Here is a 24,050-nt window from a genome sequence, read left to right on the forward strand (position 1 = left end):
TATAGGAAGTAGGCATTCATGGCTAAGCTGAGCGTTATTATCCCTGTTTACAATATGAACGCATCGCTCAACCAGTGTCTTTTGACGATACGAGAAACGGTACGTCTGCCGTATGAGGTAATCATTGTTGACGATGGTTCATCGGGCGATGAATGCGTTACAGTCCCTCCGGCGGGAGATGATGTACGTGTTCTGCGCAGTGAGGAGCATCGTGGATTCTCACATGCCGTGAATATGGGGATTCGTGCCTCTGTCGGAGAAGTCCTTCTCTTTCTCCACGCGGATATCCTGCTCGCGCCTCATACGGTGGAGGACATGCTTGATGCACTCATTGCGGACTCCTCGCTTGGTGCGGTGTCCGCCTGCGCTGTTCGCGTGTACGAACGGGCGCAGGTGATGCCTGATCTGCCCTATCAGGGGTGGGATTCTTTTGTCGCAGCAGCAGAAGAAATTCGTGCACGAGGAAAACAGCCGAATCCCGAAATCCTCGCAGAGATGATTGCGTTGATGGCGCCTCGCGCTGTCGTCATAGAGGCTGGACTTCTTGACGAGCAGTATCAGGTCCCGGCGCTTGCCGCATATGACTATACCATTCGCATGACACGTGCGGGGTATGGAGTCGCATCTCTGCCGAGCGTTTATATTCACCACATTGAACATCCCTTGCAGAATATAAAAGAAAGCCAGCATAAACAAAGAGAAGAGCGAGCCCTTTTTTCCTCCAAATGGGGTGTTTCGCTTGCATACTCTTTTCAAATGCGGACCGATCTCTTTCCCCTGATGGATTTAACCAGGGACGGTCTAAACGTGCTGGAGATTGGCTGTGCCTGTGGTGCGACGCTGAGGGAGATTGGAGCGCATAACCCAACTATACAGCTTTTTGGCGTGGAATTGAACGAAGCTGCATCTGCGATTGCTTCGCCTTTTGTAAAAGTTTTATCGATGGATGTAGAAAAACTGGAACCGAAAAAGATTCCTGTACGTTTTGATTATATCATTATGGGGGATGTTATTGAGCATCTGATGGATCCATGGTCTGTACTCACCCATATGCGTGAACTGCTTGTGCCTGGAGGCGCTGTTATCGCAAGTATTCCGAATGTGGCACATATCAGCAATCTACACAATCTTCTTCGTGGATATTGGTCATATCAGGATATGGGGCTGCTTGACCGCACGCACATTCGGTTCTTTACAAAATATGAAATTGTGAATATGGTGCAAAGAGCAGGGCTCATCGTTCAAGAAATTCGACCGAACCGATTGAGCCTGTCAGATCCTGAGAGAGACCTTCTAGAAGAACTGATGTCACTCCGTACGATTTGCCTCAACCGTGAGAATCTTGATACATTTGGATGGTTTGTTGCTGCGCGTCGCCCACAGGACACCGTATAATACTCATTTTCGTCATGGGAACGCTGCTGCTATACGCATAGAAAGAAGAGAAAGCTATGGCCAAGCTGAGCATTATTATCCCTGTTTATAATATGAGTACACAGGTGAGTCGATGTCTTTTATCGATACGAAAAACGGTACGTCTGCCATATGAGGTAATCATTGTTGACGATGGTTCATCGGGCGATGAATGCGTTACAGTCCCTCCGGCGGGAGATGATGTACGTGTTCTGCGCAGTGAGGAGCATCGTGGATTCTCACATGCCGTGAATGTTGGGATTCGTGCTTCTGTCGGAGAAGTCCTTCTCTTTCTCCATGCGGATATCCTGCTCGCACCTCATACGGTGGAGGATATGCTTGATGCATTGATCGCCGACCCGATGATGGGGGCTGTTACAGCCATTTCTCCACGTACATACATATGGGCGGAGCATTGCCCAGATAAGGAGTACCATTCATGGGGTGAATTCATTACCGCCGCGGAGGATATTCGAGCGCAGGAAAAGGGCAAGCAGCTTCCGTTGATTGTGGCCGAGATGTTTGCACTTATGGCACGGAGGGATGTCGTCGATGCAGCGGGATTCCTGGAGGAGGAGTATTCCACTCCGGCACTTGCCGCATATGACTATACCGTACGTATGACACGTGAGGGATATGGAATCGCAGTGCTGGCAAGCGTATATGTTCACCACGATGAGAGTATTCATGCAGAGGTGATGGAGTCGTATGAAGCGCTTCGTCAGCAGGAACGAGAACTCTTCCGTTCAAAGCATGGCCTTTCCCTCGACTATTCTTTCCAGATACGGTTAGATCTTATAGAAATGATGGATTTGCAGCGCGAGGGGCTGCGTGTTCTCGAGATTGGTTGTGCCTGTGGCGCAACGCTGCGTGAGATTGGACACCGAAATCCAACGGCAAACCTCTACGGTGTAGAACTGAATGAGAAGGCCGCTGAAGTAGCGGCTCCATTTGCCACAATTCTGTCGATGGACGTGGAACGGCTCGACCCAGCAGAAATCAAGGAGCGCTTCGACTATATCGTTATGGGGGATGTGGTGGAGCATTTGCTTGATCCGTGGGCAGCAATCCAAAATATGAGGGAACTCTTGGTGCCGGGAGGAGCGATCGTCGCAAGCATTCCAAACGTGGCCCACATCAGCAATCTCTATAATGTCCTCGGTGGACGCTGGACATATGAGGACATGGGGCTGCTTGATCGTACGCATTTCCGGTTTTTTACGAGGCAGGAGATTATTAAATTATTCGAGGGTGCAAACCTTGCTGTTGATGAGATCCGATACAAGAACATTCATATGAATTCGTATGTAGAAAAACTTCGTGAAGAGATTCTTTCACTCCGCACAGTCCATGTGGATCCAGAAGACATTGATGCCTTCCAATGGCTTTTCAGGGCCGTGCGCGAGTAAAAATGTCCGTTTATTTTCGATTTTTGTGGCGGGAAGCCGTTATCTGCGGTATAATGTGGCGGATAACGGCTTTTCGATTAGGGAGGCATGTGATGAGCAGCGATGTATTGGAGCTTCTGCGTGCTGCAGGCGGCTACATATCAGGCGAGAAGATGGCAGAGCGGCTTGGCGTGACGCGTGCGGCGGTGTGGAAGAAGATTGCCGCACTCCGCGATGCAGGGTATGATATCTCAAGTGCCCCGCGCAGCGGGTATATTCTGCACGCAGCACCAGATCGGCTGATTGAGGCAGAGATTACACGCGGACTTGGAACTGAACTCATCGGGCAAAAGATCATTTGTTATGATGTGGTCGATTCGACAAACCTCATCCTCAAAGATCTTGCACGCGATGGCGCTGAGAATGGAATGGTGGTTGTTGCCGACAGTCAGGGAACGGGGCGCGGACGTATGGAGCGTGCGTTTTTCTCACCGCCCGGCAAGGGGATCTGGGTGAGTATCCTGCTGCGCCCTACATTTCTGCCGCAGGAGGCACCGAAATGTACGTTGATGGCAGCGGTTGCCGTAGCGCGTGCGATGGAGAAGTTTGGCCTTCGTGCTGCGATCAAGTGGCCAAATGACATTATGTACGATGGGCGCAAGTTGGTGGGGATTCTCACAGAGATGAGCGCAGAAATGGATCGTGTGAACTATGTAGTCATTGGTACAGGGATCAATGTCAATATTGCACCGGAGGATTTTCCCGAGGAGCTGTGCGCAGTTGCAACCTCTCTTATGCAGATGAAGGGAGAGCCTCTCTCGCGGGTGGAGTTCCTGCAGGAGTTCCTGCGTGCAATGGATGTTCTCTATGCTGATGTGCAGCGTGAGGGATTTGCGCCCGTGCTTGCTGCATGGCGTTCCTATGCCGTGACACTCGGACAAAACGTGCGTGTCATCGGCCCAGTAGGGGAGGAGTTCGAGGGAATTGCCGCGGACATTGATGAAGAAGGCGCTCTTTTGATTGATACGGCAACGGGACAAAGACGCGTGTTGGCGGGGGATGTATCAATCCGCCCGAAGCAATAGGAAGAAATAGTATATAGTATGGAGGAAAGAAATTGCTGCTAGTACTGGACATCGGCAACAGCAATATTGTCATGGGTGCTTATGAGGGCCGAAAGCTTCTCAGGCATTGGCGCATCTCGACGGATCGTCAGAAGACAGGGGATGAGTACGGTATACTTATCAACGAGCTGTTTCGCTATCAGGGAATTCAGATGTCGGATATCGAAGCGATCATTATCTCCTCGGTCGTACCGCCGCTTGTGGTCCCGATGCGCAAGATGTGTGAGCGCTACTTTCGTATTCGTCCGCTCGTTGTCGGCCCCGGCATACGGACAGGAGTGCGTCTCAACTATGAAAATCCGCGCGCAATCGGTGCTGACCGCATTGTGAATGTCATCGGCGCACATGAGCAGTACGGTGGGCCTCTCATTGTCATCGACATCGGGACGGCAACGACGTTTGACATCGTAGCAGAAAACGGAGACTTTCTCGGTGGCGTCATTGCTCCGGGACTCGGTTCGAGTGCGGAGGCACTCTTTCAGCGTGCGGCGCAGCTGCCGCGCATCGAACTTGTACCGCCTAAGACGGTCGTCTGCCGCAGCACAATACAGGGCATGCAGGCGGGCATCATCTACGGTTATGTCGGGCAGATCGATGAGATTGTCCGCCGTATCAAGGCAGAGCTTGCGATGGAGATGAAGGTTGTTGCAACGGGCGGCTTTGCACGCATGGTGGCAAAGGAGTCGCAGACGATTGACAAGGTCGATCACTTCCTGACGCTCACGGGGCTGCGCGTTCTCTACGAACGGAATCAGCCGTGAAACCGATCAAAATAGGATCGTTTATCTTCAATGATCCTGTATTTCTCGCGCCGATGGCAGGGGTGACGGACACGGCGTATCGTGTGATTGCACACGACATGGGATGCCCGCTCGCATTTGCGGAGATGGTGAGCAGTCAGGGCATCCACTACCGCAACGAGCATACGATGAAGATGCTCCGTACGGAGGAGGGCGAGCGGCCGATTGCGATGCAGATCTTTGCAAAGTCGGCGGCGATGGCGGCGGAGGCAGCTGCCTACATCGAGGAGATCGGCACGGCAGACATTCTGGATTTTAACATGGGCTGCCCTGCCCCGAAGGTTGTGAAGAATGGCGAGGGCTCGGCGCTCATGCGCGACCCGAAAAAGGCGGAGGAGATTCTCTCAGCAATTCGGCGCGCAACGAAGCTGCCGTTCACGGTGAAGATGCGGCTCGGCTGGGATGATGCCTCACGCAACGCCGTGGAGATTGCGCGGATTGCGGAGGCAGTTGGCGTGGATGCCGTTGCCGTGCACGGGCGCACGCGTGAGCAGTTCTACAGCGGCAATGCGGACTATGCCGCGATTGCCGAGGTGAAGCGTGCCGTCAATATTCCCGTGATTGTGAGCGGTGACATTCGGCGTCCCGCCGATCTCGCGCGTGCACTCGACATCACGGGGGCAGATGCGGTGATGATCGGACGCGGTGCACAGGGGAATCCATGGGTGTTTCCGCAGCTCATCCATTGGCTTCGCACGGGGGAGGAACTGCCCCCTCCGACGCTCATAGAGCGTGCACAGGTGATCCTGCGGCATCTGGGTCTCCTCGTCGGCTACAAAGGTGAATACATCGGCATCCGTGAGATGCGAAAGCACGCAGCATGGTATACGCGTGGTCTGAAAGGCAGTGCGGAGCTGCGTGAGCGGTTCAATCGTGCGGCGTCGCGTGAGGAGTTTGTGAATATTTTGCGCGAGGCGTGGGAGATATAAATATAAGTTCTGGCACATAATTGTGGTGCATACCCCACGCGAACACCTCGTTACGCAAGCGACCGCGTGCTTATTCGTCTAAATACCTGCGGACTTCTTAAACGCGCTGCGCTTGAACGAAAGAAATCCGCAGGGGACGAAACGCACGCTTTCCTCACTTGCTTCACTAAGGTTCGCTTAGGGGCATCGCACCACGTTCTCCCCTCATTCAACAAAATACAGACGGCATTGAAATATCATATATATTTAAGGAAGGAACTATCATGAGTGACGATAAGAAGACCTCGGTTTGGTCGAAGTACACGCCGGAGGAACGCGCGGCAGTCGATGAACTCGCGCGCGGCTATATTGCTTTTCTCTCGGACTGCAAGACGGAGCGCGAGAGCGTAACGGAGGCCGTGCAGCGCGCGCGTGCTGCGGGGTATCGTGATCTTGCGGATGTCATCGCGAAAGGGGAGACCTTGCAGGCAGGAGACAAGGTCTACGCCGTCAACATGAAGAAGGCGGTCGTGCTCTTCCACATCGGGACGGAGCCGATGGAGCGCGGCATGAATATCCTCGGCGCGCACATCGACACCTGCCGTCTCGATGTGAAGCAGAACCCTCTGTATGAGGACAATGGCTTGGCGTATTTCGACACGCACTACTATGGCGGCATCAAGAAGTATCAGTGGGTGACGATCCCGCTTGCTCTGCATGGCGTCGTCGTAAAAAAGGATGGAACGGTTGTCGAGATCACACTCGGTGAGAAGGAGGATGATCCCGTCTTCTGCGTGACCGATCTCCTCGTGCATCTCTCTCAGGAGCAGCTTGAAAAAAAGGCATCGAAGGTCATCGAGGGCGAGAAGCTGGATGTGCTCATCGGCGGCTACGCACTGAAGAAAGACGACAAGGAATCTGTCAAGGACGGGATTCTCGCGCTCCTCAAGGAACATTATGACATCGCAGAGGAGGACTTTAACTCGGCGGAACTGACGCTTGTTCCGGCGGGGCGTGCCCGTGAACTCGGCTTTGATCGCAGCATGGTACTCGGCTACGGGCAGGATGACCGCGTCTGCTCCTATACGGCACTCTGCTCCATGCTCGAGACAATGGCGCCGAAGCGTACGGCATGCTGTCTGCTCGTGGACAAGGAGGAGATCGGCAGCGTCGGCGCGACGGGCATGCAGTCGCGCTTCTTTGAGAATATGGTGGCTGAGGTGCTCTCCGCCTGCGGACAGTACACGGAGATCGCCCTGCGCCGCACACTTGCGCACTCGAAGATGCTCTCTTCAGACGTGTCGAGTGCATACGATGGTCTGTATGCGGACGCATTCGAGAAGAAGAACGTCGCCTATCTCGGGCGCGGCATGGTGTTCAACAAGTTCACGGGGGCGCGCGGCAAGTCCGGTTCGAGCGATGCGAGCGCAGAGTACCTTGGTGAGCTGCGCCGCATGATGGACGAGAACGGCGTCAGCTATCAGCTCGCCGAGCTCGGGCGTGTCGATCTCGGCGGCGGCGGCACAATCGCCTACATCATGGCGCGTTACGGCATGGATGTCATCGACAACGGTGTCGCTGTCATGAGTATGCATGCGCCGTGGGAGGTCACGAGCAAGGTGGATATCTACGAGATGAAGAAGGGGTATGACGTATTCCTGCGGAATGCGTGAATGGGGTTCAGGTGCCCCTGCCGTTGTATGGTGGCAGGGGCATCCTTTATTTTGAAAAAGGAGTGCACTATATGGTCTCGGAACAGATGTATGAACTTGGCACAAAGAAGTCCACCATCCGCACGATCTTCGAATACGGACAAAAGCGAGCGGCGGAGGTCGGTGCAGAGAATGTCTTTGACTTCAGCCTCGGCAATCCGAATGTGCCGACACCGGACTTCATTCGCGATGCCGCCATCGACATCCTTGTGCACAGCGATCCAATGGAGGTGCACGGCTATACAATCGCGCCCGGCAAGCCGCAGGTGTGCGATGTACTCGCTGCCGATCTGAAGAAGAGGTTCGGCATGGAGATCACGGGAAAAAACCTCTTTCTGACGGCGGGAGCGGCAGCATCGGTGACGATTGCGTTCAAGGCGTTGACAGAGGAGGGGGATGAGTTCGTCTCTATCGCGCCCTACTTCCCAGAGTATCGCGTCTTTGTTGAATCGTGCGGCGGAAAGCTTGTCGTTGTGCCTGCAAAGGTGGATGATTTTCAGATTGATTTCGCGGCACTCGAGGCAGTAATCACAACGCATACGAAAGCGGTCATCATCAACTCGCCGAACAATCCGAGCGGTGCAGTCTACAATGAGGCGACCATTCGCCAGCTTGCGGATCTCCTGCGCGCAAAGGAAATGGAATATGCCCATCCGATCTTCATCATTGCGGATGAGCCATATCGTGAAATCGTTTACGATGGAAATAGCGTCCCGTGCATTCCCCAGTTCTATGACAACACCATTGTCTGCTACTCCTACAGCAAATCCTTCTCGCTGCCGGGCGAGCGCATCGGCTATATTGCCGTTCCGGATTCCGTCGCAGATTTTGCACGTGTCTACGGGGCGATTGCCGGCGCGGCACGCGTCCTTACGCACGTCAATGCGCCATCCCTTTGGCAGCTCGTCATTGCACGCTGCGCAGGCAAGGCTGCCGATCTCAGTACGTACGCGCGCAATGCTGCGCTGCTCTACGAGGGGCTTTCGGCGGCGGGGTTTGACTGCATGCGTCCGCAGGGGGCATTCTATCTTTTCCCCAAAGCTCTTGAGGAGGATGATGAGGCGTTCTGTGCACGCGCGCGCGAGTTCGATCTGCTGCTTGTACCGGGCGCAGATTTTGGCTGCCCCGGCTACTTTCGCGCGGCATACTGCGTGCGCACGGAAATGATCGAGCGGGCTCTGCCGCGGTTTCAAAAATTGGCAGCATTCTACAAAGAAATACATGAATGAAATTCGTTAATAACAGCTTCATTAAAATCCGTATTGACAATCACTCTCCTCAGAGCTATACTTAACATTGATTCACATTAGCAGATGTATTGTTCTCAATGATATACCGCAAATCAATGGGAGACTACATATATCCCTATACGTTCGACAAGGATGGTGTTCTTTTTGACCAGTGCAGAACTCTTTGAAAAGGGCGGCCCGATTATGTATCTGCTGCTCATGTGCTCGCTCACGGTGGCAGCGATTGCGATTGACCGCTTCCTGCTTTACCGACGTGCGGCGCAGGGGGCACAGGCACTCGCAGCAGATGTCTCGACGGCGCTGCGCGGACGACGCCTCGCAGAGGCGAGCGCTGCAGCGGAGGGCAAGGACAACATGGTCGCCCATCTCGTACGGACGGCATTCGATGCGCGCACGGCTGGGGAGGATGTCCCAATGGCACTTGATGCGGCGTATGGCGATGCCGCGATGCATCTGCGCGCTCGTCTGAGCTACCTCTCGATGATTGTGACGCTCGCACCGCTGCTCGGTCTCTTGGGCACGATCTTCGGCATGATTCAGTCGTTCAGCATCTTCAATCTGCAGGCAGGTCAGCCGATGGCGATCACGGGCGGCATCGGAGAGGCACTCATTGCAACGGCGACGGGTCTCTTTGTTGCAATTTTTGCGCTCGTTGTGCATACCTACTATGCACAGCGTATGGACGCGATGCTGACCCTGCTCGAGAGAACCATCAATGCGCTGTGTGCGGGCTTTGCTGCGGCAGACGGAGGGCGTTCTCATGCGTCGTAATTTTCATGATGTGCGCGAACCGCTCGTCATGATTATCCCGATGATCGACATTATGCTCTTCCTTCTCGTATTCTTCATGCTCAGCACGATGTATATGGTGAATACGAGCACGGTGCAGGTGAACCTGCCGCAGGCGGCGAGTGCGCAGCAGGACACGCGCCCGCACATCGTTTCCATCACGGTGACGGAGGAGGGCAAGATCCTCTTTGATCGCGATGACGAGCCGACGCGGGAACTTACAGCACGGGTCAAGGCACAGCTCGAGGACGATCCCGATACGGTCTTCGTCGTGCGCGGCGACCGCAAGGCGGACTATCAGTACGTCGTTGCAGTATTCGATGCGCTCAAGGAGGCGGGGACACGCCATGTGTCCATCGCGACGGAGACGGGAGGGGTCTGAGTGCAGTATCAGACACATTGGCGCCTTGCCTTTGTCCTCGCATTCTTCTTTCATATTGTCGCGTGGCTCTTTTTAATGGTGCTCATCCCTCATGTATTCAAGGCGCTCGAAACACCTCCGCAGGAGGAGCCGATGGAGTGGGTCGAACTCACAGAGGATATGGGAGCACCTGAGGAGGAACAGCAGGAGGAAGAACCTCCACCGCCGCCCCCGCCGCCAGCGCCCGAACCCGAACAGGTGGAAGAAGAACCTGCGGTGGTTGAGGCGGAGATTCCCGAGGAAGCCATCACGGAGATTCTGAAGGAAGTCGAGGAGACCCCGGAGAAGGAGGAGCCGAAGGTGCTCCGCTCAGGCTCCGGCAAGCAGATCGGTCAGCCGGGCAAGATTCTCCACGCCGAACAGCCGCCCTATGGGGTGATTGACTTCAAGGGGCGCATTGCCGTTTCGGCGCATATCGGCACAGACGGCAAGGTCATGTGGACGAAGATACAGATCTCCTCAGGGAACACACTCTATGACCGCATGGCACGACGCATTGTCGAAAAGCAGTGGAAGTTCGAGCCTGCAAAGGATCGCAACGGTCAACCGATGGAATCCGATATGCAGTGTCCCGTTTATTTCAATATGAAGCCCGCACGCAAGATCAAATAACGTGCGATGGGGGAGGAAACAAGCAATCCCATGAGAAAACTCTTTGTATTTATCACGGCACTCTTTTTGCTCCTGCCGGCGGCGTCCACGGATGCCGCGCAGACATGGCAGCAGATTCACGATCGCATCGGTGTCCAGATGGATCAGGTCTACGAGATCTACAAGACGGGCAACACCGAGGGTGCAAAGGATGCCGTCAACGATATCTACTACGGCATCTACGAAAAGGACGGCCTTGAGAGTGCTGTGCGCAGCGGGATCTCCGCGAAGAGCGCAAACCTCACGGAGTACCAGTTCTACACGCTGAAAAAGGCGATTCGTGCGGGTGCACCGCAGTCTGAGGTCGAGGCTGAGGGAGCAAAGCTCCTCGATATGATCCAGACGGAAGTTACAACCCTCGAAACAAAGGGCGTTGAATCGGGCGGCTGGGCGATGTTCCTGCAGGCGTTCCTTATCCTCCTGCGTGAGGGTATCGAGGCAATTCTTGTGCTCGTCGGCATCATTGCCTACCTCAGCCGTGCGGGTCACGAGAAGGAAATCTCCATTGTCTATAACTGGGCAATTGCCGGAATTATCGGCAGCTTTATCTCGGCGTATCTCTTTGTCTCCGTGCTCGACAACACAACGACGACGGGAGCGGGGCGCGAGATCATCGAGGGCTGTACGGCACTCTTTGCCGTGCTTGTTCTCTTGGGGACATCGGCGTGGATGGGTGGAAAGTCCAACGCGAAGGCATGGAAGTCGTATATCGACAGCCAGGTCAAGCTGACGCTCTCGACGGGCAAATCGCGTGCACTTGGCTTTGCGGTCTTCCTTGCGGTCTACCGCGAGGGGGCAGAGGTTATTCTCTTCTATCAGGCGCTCTTTAACAATGCCATCGGCGATATTGATATGATCTGGGCGGGCTTTGTCGCTGCGTGTGTCGTTCTGGCTCTTGTATTCTTCCTCATGCAGCGCGGTGCACTGCGCATTCCGATTGGACCGTTCTTCAAGGTGACGAGCGCATTCATGTTTGTGCTTGCGGTCACGTTCCTTGGCGGCGGACTCAAGGAGCTGCAGGAGGCAGATGTGATTTCCACCTCGGTCATCGATAGCATTCCCGTTCCGAGCATTGATCTGCTCGGGCTTTACCCCACCTATGAAACCATTGTGCCGCAGATTTTGCTGATTCTCGCAGCGGCTGCAATGGTATCATATAGAAAGCGCTCTGCTGCGGCAGAGTCGTAAGTTGTATTTCCTCGCAAGAGGGAGCAGTGTTTCATCTTTTAAGGAGGATTATCCCATGAAGAAATCCGGTCTCAGCATGCTCAAGAAGGCGCTTGCCATCGGCGCCGTCGCGTTCTCCACGTTCGCGATCAATGCGAATGTCAGTGAAGCTGCATTCGAGGAGTTCCCGATCGGCGACGAGATCGAGGATACGACAAACCACTTCAAGGTTGCACTCGTCTACTTCCAGCCGGTCACGATGGACGGCGGCATGAGCCTTCCTGCAGATCAGGCGGATATCCACATTGAAACGGATATCCATGCAACCGAGGGCAACGAGTGCGGCTTCGGCGTCGGTGAGTGGATTCCCTATCTGACGGTGCACTACAAGTTCACGAAGCGTGAGACGGGCGAGAGCCTTGAGGGCGTATTCATGCCGATGAGCGCGGACGATGGCCCGCACTACGGTGCAAATGTCAAGATGCTCGGCGCGGGCACCTATGACTGTGAGTTCTCGATCGACAGCCCCGCGCGTCAGAACTATATGCTCCACACCGATCCCGAGACGGGCGTTCCGGGCAAGTTCTGGACCGAGCCGGTCAAGATGAGCTGGGTGTTCGACTACGTTCCGCGTAAGTGGTAAAATCCGCTCTGTCGGGCTGTGACGGCGCGGTTTGCCCGCGTCGTCCACTGTCCCGTTAGAATGGCTGCCGTCCTCGGTGGACGGCGGCTTTTCTCGTAGTGAAAGGGTTATTACAATGTTACAGGCGTTTCTACAAGAGCTCGTACCGGCACTCGAGGAGAGCATCAAGCTCGCTGTGCCGCTTGGTATTTTGCTTGCAATCATTCTGCCCCTGCCCAATCAAAGCATTCGCCATACCTTTACACGTGTTCTGAAATGGGGCTTCTTCCTCTCGCTCTTTATGACGGCTGTTCGCGTCGGCACACGTTCGGCGGTCAACCGTGAGATCTTCGAGAGCATGGCAATCGTACTCGATCTCACGGCAGCACTCGTGCTGTGCATCATTCTGCTGCGCAGTCTCCACCGCGAATGGACGGCGGGAGAGGAGCGCGCATTCCGCATTGGCACGGGAGCGTTGACGCTCGGACTCTTCCTCTATCACGGACTGGAACTCTGGCTGATTCCCGTTGCGACTGTGCAGGTTGCGATGGGCGAGTATTTTACGCTCGTCTTCTTTATCAAGATTCTCGGCTTCGTCAGTGGAATCTTCTTCGGCTTCCTTTCGGGCTATCTCGCGTATAAGGCTGCCGCAGCGCTTAATCATGGGCGTCTTGTTTTTGTGTTTACCGTGCAGATCGCGGCGACTGCCGTACAGCAGGTCATCTTCGTCATGACGGTCATGATGGCGCGCCAGGTGTTTGGTGCGCAGAGCCTCATCTCCGTGATGGCGCCGTTCATCGACAACCAGAACATGGTCATCTATGCGATCTACTTCGTCTCGATCCTTGTGCCGATCACGCTCTTTCTGCAGCCGCGTCCAGAGCGGCCCGCGTGGGCAAATCCCGCGCAGTATCGCCAACTCGTCTCACGTGCGATTCGACGCAAGCGCTGGGGCGCAGGTCTCCTCGCGATGCTTATTCTGACGATCCTCGTTTCGAGCGCCGGCGGTTGGTATGCGAATAAGAAGGAGTCACTGGCTCCGGCTGTTGCGGTCAAGGCAGTGGATGGACTTGTGCAGATTCCGCTCGAGGAGGTCTCGGACGGACATCTTCATCGCTATTCATATCGCACGGTGAGTGGGACGGAGGTGCGCGTGATCATTGTCCAAAAGGGCGGCTCTGCGTTTGGCGTGGGGCTTGATGCCTGTGAGATCTGCGGCGCGACGGGCTACTTCGAGCGCGACGGTCAGATCGTCTGTCGGCTCTGCGATGTGGTTATGAACAAGGCAACGATCGGGCTGCCCGGCGGCTGCAACCCGATCCCCGTAGAGTACCGCGTTGCGGGCGGCGCTGTGCAGATTTCGGCAGATACGCTCGAAGCAGCGAATGTTCACTTCCGCTGACGGCATGAGAGGAGGAAAGCCATGTTTTGGCAAATGGTAAAAGGAGCGCTCATCCGTCAGCGCGGCAGGTTCATCCTTATCGCCTTGACGGTCGCCCTCGGCGTCTCGCTCGCGACTGCTATGCTGAATGTCATGTTTGACATCGGCGAGAAGGTCAATCAGGAGCTGAAGGCGTTCGGCGCGAACATTACAGTTACGCCGCGCAACTCGATGGTGCTCAAGGATCTCTACGGCGTGGAGACAACGACGAGCACGCATCGTGAATATCTGGATGAGGCGGATCTTGGCAATATCAAGACCATCTTCTGGACAAACAATATCGTCGCATTTGCGCCATCCCTGACGACACATATCACGCTTGGGGACGGTGAGACTGTTCCGTTCTTCGGCACGTGGTTTGAGCATACGTTTACGCTGCCGACGGATGAGGTCTATACGACGGGTGTGAAATTCATGAAATCGTGGTGGCATGTCGACGGCAGCTGGGCCGATGATGCACAGACGGATCAGGTGCTCGTCGGCATGAAGCTCGCCCAGAAACTCGGCGTTACGACGGGCAGCACGATCCCCTACAAAAAGGCGGACGGCTCGGATGGGATGCTTACGGTCACGGGCATCCTCTCGGGCGGCGGCGAGGAGGAAAATCAACTCGTCGGATCACTCGCACTTGCACAGGAGCTTGCGAATGCGGCGGGCAAGATCGAGCAGGTTGAGGTCAGTGCCATAACGACGCCGGAGAACGAGCTTGCGCGCAAGGCGGCGGAGAATCCGAAGTCGCTTTCGCAGTCGGAGTATGATATATGGTACTGCACGGCGTATGTCGGATCGATTGCCTATCAGATTGAGGAGGTCATGCAGAACGCAGCGGCGCATCCCGTGCGCCAGATCGCGGAGTCCGAGGGCAAGATTCTCGACAAGACGCAGCTCCTCATGCTGCTCATTACCGTTCTGTCGCTGCTCTCGTCGAGCCTCGGCGTCAGCAATCTCATCAGTGCGAACATCATGGAGCGCAGCCGCGAACTGGGACTCCTCAAGGCACTCGGCGCGACGAATCTTGCGGTCGTGCTCTCCGTGCTCGCGGAGATCTTTATCGCGGGCATTCTTGGCGGTATCCTCGGCTACGTCGTGGGGCTTGGCTTTGCACAGCTCATCGGCGAGAATGTCTTCGGTTCTGGTATTGCAGTCAACCCGTATGTCGTTCCGATCATCGCCGTGCTCATGTCGCTTGTGCTGATCATCGGCAGTGTGCCCGCGATTCGTATGCTTCTGTCGCTGCAGCCGGCAGAGGTTCTCTATGGCAGGTGATGAATGATGAATCGATATAAAATGTTCTTTATCATGGTCGCCAACTCTCTGCTGCGGCGGCGTGCGCGCATGGCAATCGCCCTGCTCGCCGTTGCCATCGGTGCGACGATCATCTCGGGCATGATTACCGTCTACAAGGAAGTGCCGGAGCAGATGGGGCGGGCATTCCGCGCCTACGGTGCGAATCTCCTCATCCTGCCGGGCACGGATACAGGAGTGATCGAGGAGAGTTCGATCGCCTCCGTGCGCAAGTCGCTTTCGGGCTATGAGATCGTCGGCATCACGCCGTTTCTCTATGATACTCTTCTCATCAACCATCAGACCGTGATGGGGGGTGGCACGGATTTCGCCGTGCTGCAGGAGGTCAGCCCCTATTGGCAGATTCGCGGTGAGTGGCCGGCGGCAGGAGAAAAGGAGATTCTGCTCGGCGCGGAGTTCGCGGCAAAGCTGCGCGTGAACCCCGGCGATACGATTACCGTTTCGGGCGGTGAGGGCACGATCGTGAGCGATTACCGCGTGTCCGGCATCGTCCGCACGGGCGGAAACGAGGAAAACTTTGTCTTTGTCTCCCTGCCCGATATGCAGAACATGAAGGGGCGGCTCGGCGAGCTGAGTCTCGCGCAGGTCTCTGTCGTTGCGGGACAGGATGAGCTGACGCGTGCGGAGGAGAAGATCCGCACGGATGTGCCCGGCGTTGAGCCGCAGCTCGTCAAGCAGATTGCACAGTCCGAGGGCACGGTGCTCGGGAAACTGCAGGCACTCGTGCTCATCGTCACCGTCGTCGTCCTCGTCCTGACGCTGATCTGCGTCTCGACCACGATGATGGCGATTGTGACGGAGCGTCGCCGTGAGATCGGTCTCAAGAAGGCGCTCGGCGCGGACAACCGTCACATTGTCGCTGAGTTCTTCGGCGAGGGGTGCCTCCTCGGTGCGCTCGGCGGCGTGCTCGGCTCGGGCTTTGGCTATCTCTTTGCCCAGAGTGTCAGCGTCAACGTATTCGGGCGCGGCATCGAGTTCTCGGGGACCATCGTCGTCGTTGCACTCGTTATGTCTGTCTTTGTTACCGGACTTGCGTCGCTCCTGCCCGTGCGCATTGCGACAAATGTGGATCCCGCGATCATCCTGCGCGGCGAATGAGTTAGGAGGAAACAATGAGTTTGCTTGAACTGCGACACGTTTCCAAAGCGTACAACGAAAAGGTGCTCGCTCTGGACGATGTCAATCTCAAGGTTGAAAAAGGCGAATGGCTTGCGGTCATGGGCCCCTCCGGCTCTGGCAAGTCCACGCTCATGAATATCATTGGCTGCATGGACAGTGCGACGGGCGGCGAGGTCATCCTCGACGGCGAGGTGCTGACCGATGCGACGCCGGAGGAGCTGACGCGCTACCGCCGCGACAAGATCGGCATCGTCTTCCAGCAGTTCCACATGATCCCGTACCTCACGGCGGTCGAGAACATCATGGTCGCGCAGTACTACCACAGTATGCCTGACCGCGATGAGGCGATGGCGGCACTCGAGCGCGTCGGGCTTGCTGACCGTGCGAGCCATCTGCCGAGTCAGCTTTCGGGCGGCGAGCAGCAGCGCGTCTGCATTGCACGTGCGCTTATCAACTATCCTGTCCTTATCCTCGCGGACGAGCCGACGGGCAACCTCGACGAGCAGAACCAAAAGCTCGTCATGAAAATCTTCCACGAGCTGCACGATGAGGGACACACGATCCTCACCGTTACCCACTCTGCCGAGGTCGGCGATGAAGCACAGCGCTGCGTCATCATCGAGCACGGGCGTATGCGCGAAAGGACGGCGTAATGATGAAGAAAACAGTTCTGGGAGTCGCGGTGCTCCTCTCGATCGGCGTTATGCTCGTCGGCTGCGGCGATGAGAAAAAGGAAGCACCGAAGAGTGATGCAAAGCCCGCCGCACAGGCCATGTCCGTCGATCTGACGGGCGCGAAGGACGGTACGTTTGCGGCGGACAGTGCCAAGCATGACCAGCTTGGCTACTCGCATGTCGAGCTTACGATTGAGAACGGTGCAATTACAAAGGTTGTCCATACGGGCTTTGACAAGGACGGTAAGCAGAAGGACGAGAACTACGGCGCGGATAAGCCTGAGGGAGTCCGCAAGAAGGCGCAGAATGCCTACAAGGCAATCGGGTCGTATGCAAGCCAGCTTGAGAGCAAGAAGGATCTCGCGAAGGTCGACGCCATCGCAGGCGCAACTGTCAGCTACGACCAGTTCAACGAGGCTGTCGCAAAAGCGGTCGAAGCGGCGAAGAAGTAAAGAACGATAATGCGGTGAAGCTGTCACGCAGAGATGTGTGGCAGCTTTTTTGTGTATGTGGTAAAATAGAGAATATGTTTTAGTCAGGAGGCAACGGTATGATCGATGATACAAAAATTTTGGAGACGGTGATCGCGGAGTTTGAGGCACTGACGCACATTCCTCGCCCCTCGGGACATGAGCGTGCGGTCAGTGACTATCTCAAGAAGCGCTTTACGGAGATCGGCTGTACGGGGACGCAGGACGAAGTCCTCAACATCATCGCGGATATGCCGGCATCGAAGGGCTGTGAGTCTGCTCCTCTCACAATTTTGCAGGGGCATATGGATATGGTCTGTGTCGCGGAGGCAGGCATCGCCTATGATCCCCTGAAAGATCCGATCAAGCTTGTGCGCACGGAGAAATATTTGACGGCGGACGGCACGAGCCTCGGCGGCGACGACGGCATCGGTGTTGCGGAGATCCTCGCAGTTATGCAGTACACGGAAGAACACGGTGCACTGCGTGCCATCATCACCGTCGATGAGGAGCAGGGGATGTCGGGGGCGCGCCGTCTGGATGCAGCACATCTCGCAGATGCACGCTTTCTGATCAACTGCGATTCTGAGGACTATCATATCATGACGGTCGGCAGCGCGGGTAGCGTCAACCTCGATTTTTCGCGAGTGCTCTCGCGCAGGGAGTCGGAGCTGCCCGCTTATCGCATCGCGGTGGAGGGAATGCTCGGCGGACATTCGGGCGAGCGCATCGGCGACGGGCGCGGCAATGCGATCCGTACGCTTGCCCTTGCATTGCAGGCGCTTGAGGGGCACGGCGGGATCGAGATTGTCTCTTTTACAGGAGGTACAGCACGCAATGCCATCCCGCCGACAGCGGAGGCGATTATACGTTCGAGCATTGGTGAGCGCGAAATTGTGAATGTACTTGTGGAGGAGGAAAAGCGTTTCCAAGCGCTCTACGGTGCGGCAGACCCTGCGATGAAGTTTGCTTTTTCGGCGGTGGAGCATACGGGGCGCGTGATTGGACGAGAGGAGCAGCACGACCTCATCGCGCTGCTCACGCTCCTGCGCACGGGCGTTCACGATATGTCGCGTCTTCATGTGGGTAAGGTTGAGACTTCAGCAAACATCGGTCTTCTCCATATGGATGAAAATACGGTGAGCATCCAATTTTTCCCGCGTTCCTCGGTGAATGAGCGTCTGGACGAAATCATTGTGATGGTACGGACGATGGCGGAGCGCACGAACTTCAACCTCACGGTGGGCTCGCAGTCGCCTGCGTGGCGTGAGCGTGAGAACAGTGTTCTCGCGAAGATTATGGGCGAGGTGTATGCTGCGCAGAACAGCGGTGCTGCGATGAAGATCGAGAGCATTCATGCGGGGCTTGAGACAAGCTGGCACGCAGCGAAGAATCCGGATCTTGACATGGTGTCCATTGGTGTTACGACAACGGGCATTCATACACCTGCGGAGCGTGTCGAGATCGCGGCGATTGTGCCAGAGGCAAAACTGATGATGGACACGCTGCGGCGTATTGCACATGAAAAAGGATAAGCTGCCCCAATACTACGTCCCAATCATCCCAAGATGAATGTTCTTATTTAATTATTCTTCTCTATAGCAAAAATTTGTCGCTTGTGCTATACTATTCTCATTGATTGTGATTATATGTTAGAGACTAGCATGGGAAATTAACACATGGAGGGGAAGCGTATGGCAGATACCTACACGATGGAAGACTTAAAGAAACGCTTGCAGGCTACACAGCGAAAAATGACGCCGCAGCGGCAGATTGTTCTGCAGGTGATCCTGGATCATCCGGGCGAGCATCTGAGTGCGGAGAAGATCTATGACATTCTGCGCGGCACGGAGTCGGAGATCGGGCTTGCTACAGTGTATCGGAGCCTTGAAATTCTGGTGTCGCTTGGGATTTTGCAGAAGATCGAATTCGGCAAGGAATTCGACAAGCGAAATAAGGGCTCGTACTCCTACGAGCTGAACCCGATTGACCCGAACCAGCACTTTCATCATCATCTCATCTGCACGGAGTGCAAGGAGATCTCGGAGTTCGAGGAGGATATGCTGGATCATTTGGAGGCAGATATCTTCACGAAGACAGGATTCAAGGTAGAAAACCATCAGGCCAAGTTCTTTGGCATTTGTAAAAACTGTCAGGAGAAGATGTAAAAGACGTGAAAATTCGGTCGCTAACGATAAACAGCAGCGCCGAGGTCATAGTCAAAATCGTCCGCGAGGTATTGACGCTCTTCAAGGTGGAGATCGTCGGGCGGGCAGGAGAGGCGGATTACGCCCAGCTGTCGGTGGTAAACCGGCAGTCGGGAGGTGAGCCGCCTTCTGTTATGACTGAGGTCTTTCTCTTTGCCAATGATGGTGCATGTGAGAAATTTATTTTTTCTGCGGATGGCAAGGGCGATGAAATTCCACGTGCCGCCGTGCACCGTGTGATCAAGCGGAATGTTTACGAGTTTTTCCGCGCGCGTTTTGCACTGTCGGCCGCGCCGTGGGGAATCCTCCACGGGGTACGCCCGACCAAGATCGTGCACCGCTGGCTGCGTGCGGGGATGACGCCCGAGGCAATCATCGGGCGTCTGCAGGAGGACTACGACTGCAGCGCGGGCAAGGCGCGGCTCATTACGGATGTCGCCGTGCGTCAGCTGCCGTTTCTCGCACAGGGCGATGCGCGGACGGTGAGCATCTACGTCGGCATTCCGTTCTGTCTCTCTCGGTGTCTCTATTGCTCCTTTCCATCGAACCTGCTGCCGAGCCGTGGGAAGCTGCGTGCCTTTATGGATGTACTCGCGCGTGACCTCGATGCGGCAGCGGAGGACGTGCGCGCTTTAGGGCTTACGATACAGAGTATTTACATCGGCGGAGGAACGCCGACCAGTCTTCCAAATGATTTTTTTGCCGAAATGCTCAAAATGGTATATAATGCGTTTTATGGATCGCATATTGCGGAGTTCACGGTGGAGGCAGGACGCCCCGACAGCATGAGTGCGGAGAAGATTGCCGCCATGCGGGAACACGCTGTGACGCGCGTGAGTGTTAATCCGCAGTCGATGCAGGCAGAGACCTTGGAACGTATCGGACGGCATCACAGCCCTGAGGATATCGTGCGCATGGTGCGTGAGATCCGCGCGGCGTTCGATGTCCACATCAATATGGACGTGATCTTGGGACTCCCAGGCGAAACAGCAGCGGATGTGGAGCGGACGATGGCGGCGGTGACGGCGCTTGCGCCTGATGACATCACGCTGCACGCACTTGCCCTTAAGCGCGGCTCGAATCTCAGGCTCAAGATGGAGACGGAGCACGTCGAGCTGCCGTCCGATGCGGAGACGCTGCGCATGAGCGAGGTCGCTGTGCACGCAGTGGAGGAGGCGGGCTACTGTCCGTACTATCTCTATCGGCAGGGCTATATGAGCGGCGATCTGGAGAACGTTGGCTATGCACGCGCAGGCGCAGAGAGCATCTACAACATTCAGATCATGGAGGAGCGTCAGACGATCATCGGCATTGGCGGCGCCGCTGCGACGAAGGTGCTCGGGATTCGCAGCGGCCGTATGCACTCGGTGTTCAATGCAAAGGATCTCGTGACCTATCTGCGTGATATTGACATCTACATTGAAAAACGCCGTGCGCTCCTGCGTGCGGAATACGAGGAGGAAACGCTCTGATGCTGACGAATGCGCCACGGGGGACAAAGGACATATTGCCCGATACAGTGAACGCGTGGACGTATGTAGAGTCCCGCATCCGTGACATCTGTGACCGCTATGGCTACCATGAGATCCGCACGCCGATCTTCGAGCATACGGAACTCTTTCAGCGCGGAATCGGTGACGGTACGGATGTCGTGGACAAGGAGATGTATACCTTCACCGACCGCGGCGACCGCAGCCTGACGCTGCGTCCCGAGAATACGGCGTCCGCCGTGCGCGCGTACCTGCAGAACAAGCTCTATGCGGACGGCGGGCTGCAGAAGCTCTTCTACATCGGCTCGATGTTCCGCTATGACCGGCCGCAGGCGGGGCGTATGCGCGAGTTCCACCAGTTCGGCGTGGAGGCGATTGGAGAGGCGAGTCCCGCCGTGGATGCCGAGGTAATTCTCCTCGCGTACGATCTGCTCAAGTCATTTGGGCTGGATGGGCTGACGCTGAAGCTGAACTCCGTGGGCTGTCCGAGCTGCCGCCCTGTCTATCGGGAGCGCCTGCAGGCGTATTTCAAGGAGCATCTGACATCGCTCTGCGGCGACTGCCAGAGTCGCTATACCGTGAGACCCATGCGGATTCTCGACTGCAAGGCGGACGCAGAGAAGCCGTTTATGGCGGGAGCGCCTGCGATTACAGACTGTCTCTGTGAGGAGTGTTCCTCGCATTTCGAGGCAGTGCAGGATCATCTGCGGGCGGCCGGCGTATCCTATGAACTCGATTCGCGTCTTGTGCGCGGACTCGACTACTACACGCGGACAGCGTTCGAGATCGCCTATCCGCCGCTCGGTGCGCAGAGTGCTGTTGCAGGCGGCGGGCGCTACGATGGTCTTGTCGAAGAACTCGGCGGGAATCCAACCCCTGCGGTCGGATTTGCGGCAGGGCTTGAGCGCGTTCTGCTCGCGCTTGAGCAGCAGGATCTGCTGCCCGTACAAGCGCCGGCAGCGGATGTGTTTCTCATCGCACTCGGGGAGGCGGCGGCAGCTGCGGCGTTCCCGCTGCTGCACGATCTGCGCCAGGGCGGTGTGCGCACACTGATGGACTACGCGGGGCGCAGCATGAAGGCACAGATGAAGCAGGCGAACAAGTCCGGCGCACGCTATGCTGTCATTCTCGGTGAGGATGAACTCGCAAAGCATGAGGCAGTTGTGCGGGATATGGCAGAGAGTACACAGGAGACTTGTTCTCTTGATGATATTGTAAAACGATTGATTTCTGAGGTGAAGAGCTGAGATGGAAACGATGCAGGGACTCAAACGGACACATGACTGCGGCACGCTCCGCAAGGATCAGGTCGGCGGGGAGGTAACGCTGTGCGGCTGGGTGTCGCGCCGCCGCGACCACGGAGGACTGATCTTTGTAGATATGCGCGATCGCTCAGGATTTGTGCAGATCGTCTTTGACGAGGCGGCGATGGCAGCGGGGACGTTCCATGAGGCGGAGACGCTGCGTTCGGAGTTCGTTATCTGTGTGCGTGGGGCAGTGCGTGCGCGCAGCGCGGAGACGGTGAATCCGAACATGGAGACGGGCGAGGTCGAGATTGTCGTCAATGAGCTGCGCATTCTGAACAAGGCGAAGACGCCGCCGTTCTATATTCAGGACGGCATCGACGTGGATGAGATGATCCGTCTGCGCTATCGCTATCTCGACCTGCGTCGTCCTGAGATGCAGGCGAATATCATGCTGCGCCATCGCGTGACGAAGATCATGCGCGATTTCTTCGATCGGAACGGCTTCCTTGAGATTGAGACGCCGATGCTCTGCAAGAGCACACCCGAGGGTGCGCGCGACTTTCTCGTGCCGAGTCGCCTCAATGCGGGCGAGTTCTACGCGTTGCCGCAGTCGCCGCAGATTTTCAAGCAGCTGCTCATGGTCTCAGGTTTTGAAAAGTATTTCCAGATCGTGCGCTGCTTCCGCGATGAGGATCTGCGTGCCGACCGTCAGCCCGAGTTCACACAGCTCGATATTGAGATGTCCTTTATGGATCAGGACTCCATCCTCACACTGATGGAGGAGATGGTGAAGGAGCTCTTCGAGAAGAGCATGGGCATTAAGGTTGAAACGCCGTTCCGCCGCATGGGCTGGGACGAGGCGATGGAGCGTTTCGGCTCGGACAAGCCCGATCTGCGATTTGGCATGGAGCTGCAGGACATCACGGCCTACGTCGGCGGTTCGGAGTTCAAGGTGTTCAATTCCGTCATGGAGGCGGGCGGCCGCGTCAAGGTCATCAATGTCGAGGACTATGCAAATATCCCGCGTCGTGAGCTTGATGACCTTGTGCTGTATGTGCAGAACTACGGAGCGAAGGGGCTTGCGTGGATTCAGTACACAGAGGAGGGCGTAAAGTCGCCCTTCAAGAAGTTCTATTCGGATGAGACGTTCGAGACGATCAAGAATGCCGTTGGGGCAAAGACGGGCGATCTCCTGCTCGTCGTTGCCGATCAGCCCGCCGTCGTGGCACAGGCACTCGGTGAACTGCGCCTTGAGATGGGCCGCCGCCGCAACTTGATGAATCCCGACGAATTGTCCTTCCTCTGGGTCGTGGACTTCCCGATGTTCGAGTACAGCGCGGAGGAGAAACGCTACAAGGCGATGCACCATCCGTTCACGGCACCGCGCGAGGAGGATATTCCGCTGCTCACGAGTGATCCCGGCCGCGTCAAGGCGAACGCCTATGACATGGTACTGAACGGCGTCGAGATTGGCGGAGGCAGCCTGCGTATTTACCGCAGCGATCTGCAGGAGCAGGTCTTTGAGACGCTCGGCTTTGCGCCGGAGGAGGCACGCGAGCGTTTCGGCTTTATGATGAATGCGTTCGAGTACGGCACGCCGCCGCACGGCGGACTTGCGTTCGGTCTGGATCGCCTTGTCATGATTATGGCAAAACGCCGCAGTATCCGCGATGTTATTCCGTTCCCGAAGACGCAGAGTGCATCGGATGTCATGTGTGAGGCTCCGTCGCCGGTCGATGAGAAGCAGCTGCGTGAACTCTATATCCGCACGGCTGTGCCGAAGAAAAAGGCGGACAATGCCGCGCAGTAACAGTTGAAAATAGGGAGGGCGTCTGGGGACGGGCGCTCTCTT

Annotated in this window: 22 protein-coding genes; all 22 read left to right on the forward strand. The window is 56.1% G+C overall.

The features are described from left to right. Window positions 1–18: 18 nt before the first annotated feature. The 22 genes from HMPREF1992_RS09855 to aspS all read left to right on the forward strand — a co-directional run bounded on the left by HMPREF1992_RS09855 (window position 19) and on the right by aspS (window position 24,008). On the forward strand, window positions 19–1,395 hold the full coding sequence (locus HMPREF1992_RS09855; protein ID WP_021685755.1) for a bifunctional glycosyltransferase/class I SAM-dependent methyltransferase: 1,377 nt from the start codon (window positions 19–21) through the stop codon (window positions 1,393–1,395). A 56-nt stretch (window positions 1,396–1,451) separates the two neighbouring features. Beyond that, window positions 1,452–2,822 carry a bifunctional glycosyltransferase/class I SAM-dependent methyltransferase gene (locus HMPREF1992_RS09860; protein WP_021685756.1) on the forward strand — a complete coding sequence of 457 codons (1,371 nt, stop codon included), beginning with the start codon at window positions 1,452–1,454 and terminating at the stop codon, window positions 2,820–2,822. A gap of 92 nt (window positions 2,823–2,914) precedes the next feature. Then, entirely contained in the window at window positions 2,915–3,886 is a 972-nt protein-coding gene (locus HMPREF1992_RS09865; protein ID WP_037359549.1) for a biotin--[acetyl-CoA-carboxylase] ligase, read from the forward strand. 32 nt (window positions 3,887–3,918) lie between these two features. Beyond that, a complete protein-coding gene (locus HMPREF1992_RS09870; protein WP_021685758.1) occupies window positions 3,919–4,686 on the forward strand; it encodes a type III pantothenate kinase in 768 nt (255 codons plus the stop codon). Next, window positions 4,683–5,654 (forward strand): tRNA dihydrouridine synthase DusB, encoded by a 972-nt coding sequence (dusB, locus tag HMPREF1992_RS09875; RefSeq protein WP_021685759.1) that lies wholly within the window; start codon window positions 4,683–4,685, stop codon window positions 5,652–5,654. The genes HMPREF1992_RS09870 and dusB overlap by 4 nt, the downstream gene beginning before the upstream one ends. 263 nt (window positions 5,655–5,917) lie before the next feature. Beyond that, entirely contained in the window at window positions 5,918–7,306 is a 1,389-nt protein-coding gene (locus HMPREF1992_RS09880) for an aminopeptidase (protein WP_021685760.1), read from the forward strand. A 71-nt stretch (window positions 7,307–7,377) separates the two neighbouring features. Further along, window positions 7,378–8,574 carry a pyridoxal phosphate-dependent aminotransferase gene (locus HMPREF1992_RS09885; protein ID WP_037359552.1) on the forward strand — a complete coding sequence of 399 codons (1,197 nt, stop codon included), beginning with the start codon at window positions 7,378–7,380 and terminating at the stop codon, window positions 8,572–8,574. A 204-nt stretch (window positions 8,575–8,778) separates the two neighbouring features. After that, entirely contained in the window at window positions 8,779–9,366 is a 588-nt protein-coding gene (locus HMPREF1992_RS09890; RefSeq protein ID WP_037359664.1) for a MotA/TolQ/ExbB proton channel family protein, read from the forward strand. Continuing rightward, window positions 9,356–9,766 carry a biopolymer transporter ExbD gene (locus tag HMPREF1992_RS09895; RefSeq protein WP_021685763.1) on the forward strand — a complete coding sequence of 137 codons (411 nt, stop codon included), beginning with the start codon at window positions 9,356–9,358 and terminating at the stop codon, window positions 9,764–9,766. Before HMPREF1992_RS09890 ends, HMPREF1992_RS09895 begins: the two co-directional genes overlap by 11 nt. Then, on the forward strand, window positions 9,767–10,417 hold the full coding sequence (locus HMPREF1992_RS09900) for a TonB family protein (protein WP_021685764.1): 651 nt from the start codon (window positions 9,767–9,769) through the stop codon (window positions 10,415–10,417). It begins immediately after the preceding gene. A 30-nt stretch (window positions 10,418–10,447) separates the two neighbouring features. After that, a complete protein-coding gene (locus HMPREF1992_RS09905; protein WP_037359555.1) occupies window positions 10,448–11,644 on the forward strand; it encodes an FTR1 family protein in 1,197 nt (398 codons plus the stop codon). A gap of 55 nt (window positions 11,645–11,699) precedes the next feature. Continuing rightward, window positions 11,700–12,266, forward strand: a complete 567-nt coding sequence (locus HMPREF1992_RS09910) for an iron transporter (protein ID WP_021685766.1) — start codon at window positions 11,700–11,702, stop codon at window positions 12,264–12,266. A 115-nt stretch (window positions 12,267–12,381) separates the two neighbouring features. Continuing rightward, entirely contained in the window at window positions 12,382–13,647 is a 1,266-nt protein-coding gene (locus HMPREF1992_RS09915) for a DUF2318 domain-containing protein (protein ID WP_021685767.1), read from the forward strand. A 21-nt stretch (window positions 13,648–13,668) separates the two neighbouring features. Next, complete coding sequence (locus HMPREF1992_RS09920) at window positions 13,669–14,952, forward strand: ABC transporter permease (protein ID WP_021685768.1); 1,284 nt, start codon at window positions 13,669–13,671, stop codon at window positions 14,950–14,952. Between the two features lie 3 nt (window positions 14,953–14,955). Further along, window positions 14,956–16,089 (forward strand): ABC transporter permease, encoded by a 1,134-nt coding sequence (locus tag HMPREF1992_RS09925; RefSeq protein ID WP_021685769.1) that lies wholly within the window; start codon window positions 14,956–14,958, stop codon window positions 16,087–16,089. A gap of 14 nt (window positions 16,090–16,103) precedes the next feature. Then, window positions 16,104–16,763, forward strand: a complete 660-nt coding sequence (locus HMPREF1992_RS09930) for an ABC transporter ATP-binding protein (protein ID WP_021685770.1) — start codon at window positions 16,104–16,106, stop codon at window positions 16,761–16,763. A gap of 2 nt (window positions 16,764–16,765) precedes the next feature. Beyond that, window positions 16,766–17,236 (forward strand): FMN-binding protein, encoded by a 471-nt coding sequence (locus HMPREF1992_RS09935; protein WP_037359667.1) that lies wholly within the window; start codon window positions 16,766–16,768, stop codon window positions 17,234–17,236. A 98-nt stretch (window positions 17,237–17,334) separates the two neighbouring features. Beyond that, a complete protein-coding gene (pepD, locus tag HMPREF1992_RS09940; protein ID WP_021685772.1) occupies window positions 17,335–18,789 on the forward strand; it encodes a beta-Ala-His dipeptidase in 1,455 nt (484 codons plus the stop codon). Window positions 18,790–18,948: 159 nt separating this feature from the next. Continuing rightward, window positions 18,949–19,422, forward strand: a complete 474-nt coding sequence (locus HMPREF1992_RS09945; RefSeq protein ID WP_081689304.1) for a Fur family transcriptional regulator — start codon at window positions 18,949–18,951, stop codon at window positions 19,420–19,422. Between the two features lie 5 nt (window positions 19,423–19,427). Further along, on the forward strand, window positions 19,428–20,933 hold the full coding sequence (gene hemZ, locus HMPREF1992_RS09950; protein ID WP_021685774.1) for a coproporphyrinogen dehydrogenase HemZ: 1,506 nt from the start codon (window positions 19,428–19,430) through the stop codon (window positions 20,931–20,933). After that, window positions 20,933–22,198, forward strand: coding sequence for a histidine--tRNA ligase (gene hisS, locus HMPREF1992_RS09955; protein ID WP_021685775.1), 1,266 nt, complete (start codon window positions 20,933–20,935; stop codon window positions 22,196–22,198). Before hemZ ends, hisS begins: the two co-directional genes overlap by 1 nt. A 1-nt stretch (window position 22,199) precedes the next feature. Further along, window positions 22,200–24,008: an aspartate--tRNA ligase gene (gene aspS, locus HMPREF1992_RS09960; protein WP_021685776.1), complete on the forward strand. Its 1,809-nt coding sequence runs from the start codon at window positions 22,200–22,202 to the stop codon at window positions 24,006–24,008. Window positions 24,009–24,050: the final 42 nt, after the last annotated feature.

This window comes from Selenomonas sp. oral taxon 892 str. F0426 (assembly GCF_000468035.1).
Taxonomy (GTDB): domain Bacteria; phylum Bacillota; class Negativicutes; order Selenomonadales; family Selenomonadaceae; genus Centipeda.

Excerpts from the sequence above, each read along its gene's own strand:
- HMPREF1992_RS09915 (WP_021685767.1), top strand. The coding sequence starts at position 12,382 with ATGTTACAGGCGTTTCTACAAGAGCTCGTACCGGCACTCGAGGAGAGC.
- HMPREF1992_RS09905 (WP_037359555.1), top strand. The coding sequence starts at position 10,448 with ATGAGAAAACTCTTTGTATTTATCACGGCACTCTTTTTGCTCCTGCCG.
- HMPREF1992_RS09945 (WP_081689304.1), top strand. The coding sequence starts at position 18,949 with ATGGCAGATACCTACACGATGGAAGACTTAAAGAAACGCTTGCAGGCT.
- HMPREF1992_RS09910 (WP_021685766.1), top strand. The coding sequence starts at position 11,700 with ATGAAGAAATCCGGTCTCAGCATGCTCAAGAAGGCGCTTGCCATCGGC.
- HMPREF1992_RS09880 (WP_021685760.1), top strand. The coding sequence starts at position 5,918 with ATGAGTGACGATAAGAAGACCTCGGTTTGGTCGAAGTACACGCCGGAG.
- HMPREF1992_RS09885 (WP_037359552.1), top strand. The coding sequence starts at position 7,378 with ATGGTCTCGGAACAGATGTATGAACTTGGCACAAAGAAGTCCACCATC.
- HMPREF1992_RS09855 (WP_021685755.1), top strand. The coding sequence starts at position 19 with ATGGCTAAGCTGAGCGTTATTATCCCTGTTTACAATATGAACGCATCG.
- hisS (WP_021685775.1), top strand. The coding sequence starts at position 20,933 with ATGCTGACGAATGCGCCACGGGGGACAAAGGACATATTGCCCGATACA.
- HMPREF1992_RS09920 (WP_021685768.1), top strand. The coding sequence starts at position 13,669 with ATGTTTTGGCAAATGGTAAAAGGAGCGCTCATCCGTCAGCGCGGCAGG.
- HMPREF1992_RS09935 (WP_037359667.1), top strand. The coding sequence starts at position 16,766 with ATGAAGAAAACAGTTCTGGGAGTCGCGGTGCTCCTCTCGATCGGCGTT.
- HMPREF1992_RS09865 (WP_037359549.1), top strand. The coding sequence starts at position 2,915 with ATGAGCAGCGATGTATTGGAGCTTCTGCGTGCTGCAGGCGGCTACATA.
- HMPREF1992_RS09925 (WP_021685769.1), top strand. The coding sequence starts at position 14,956 with ATGATGAATCGATATAAAATGTTCTTTATCATGGTCGCCAACTCTCTG.
- HMPREF1992_RS09890 (WP_037359664.1), top strand. The coding sequence starts at position 8,779 with ATGTATCTGCTGCTCATGTGCTCGCTCACGGTGGCAGCGATTGCGATT.
- HMPREF1992_RS09860 (WP_021685756.1), top strand. The coding sequence starts at position 1,452 with ATGGCCAAGCTGAGCATTATTATCCCTGTTTATAATATGAGTACACAG.
- HMPREF1992_RS09930 (WP_021685770.1), top strand. The coding sequence starts at position 16,104 with ATGAGTTTGCTTGAACTGCGACACGTTTCCAAAGCGTACAACGAAAAG.
- HMPREF1992_RS09895 (WP_021685763.1), top strand. The coding sequence starts at position 9,356 with ATGCGTCGTAATTTTCATGATGTGCGCGAACCGCTCGTCATGATTATC.
- aspS (WP_021685776.1), top strand. The coding sequence starts at position 22,200 with ATGGAAACGATGCAGGGACTCAAACGGACACATGACTGCGGCACGCTC.
- pepD (WP_021685772.1), top strand. The coding sequence starts at position 17,335 with ATGATCGATGATACAAAAATTTTGGAGACGGTGATCGCGGAGTTTGAG.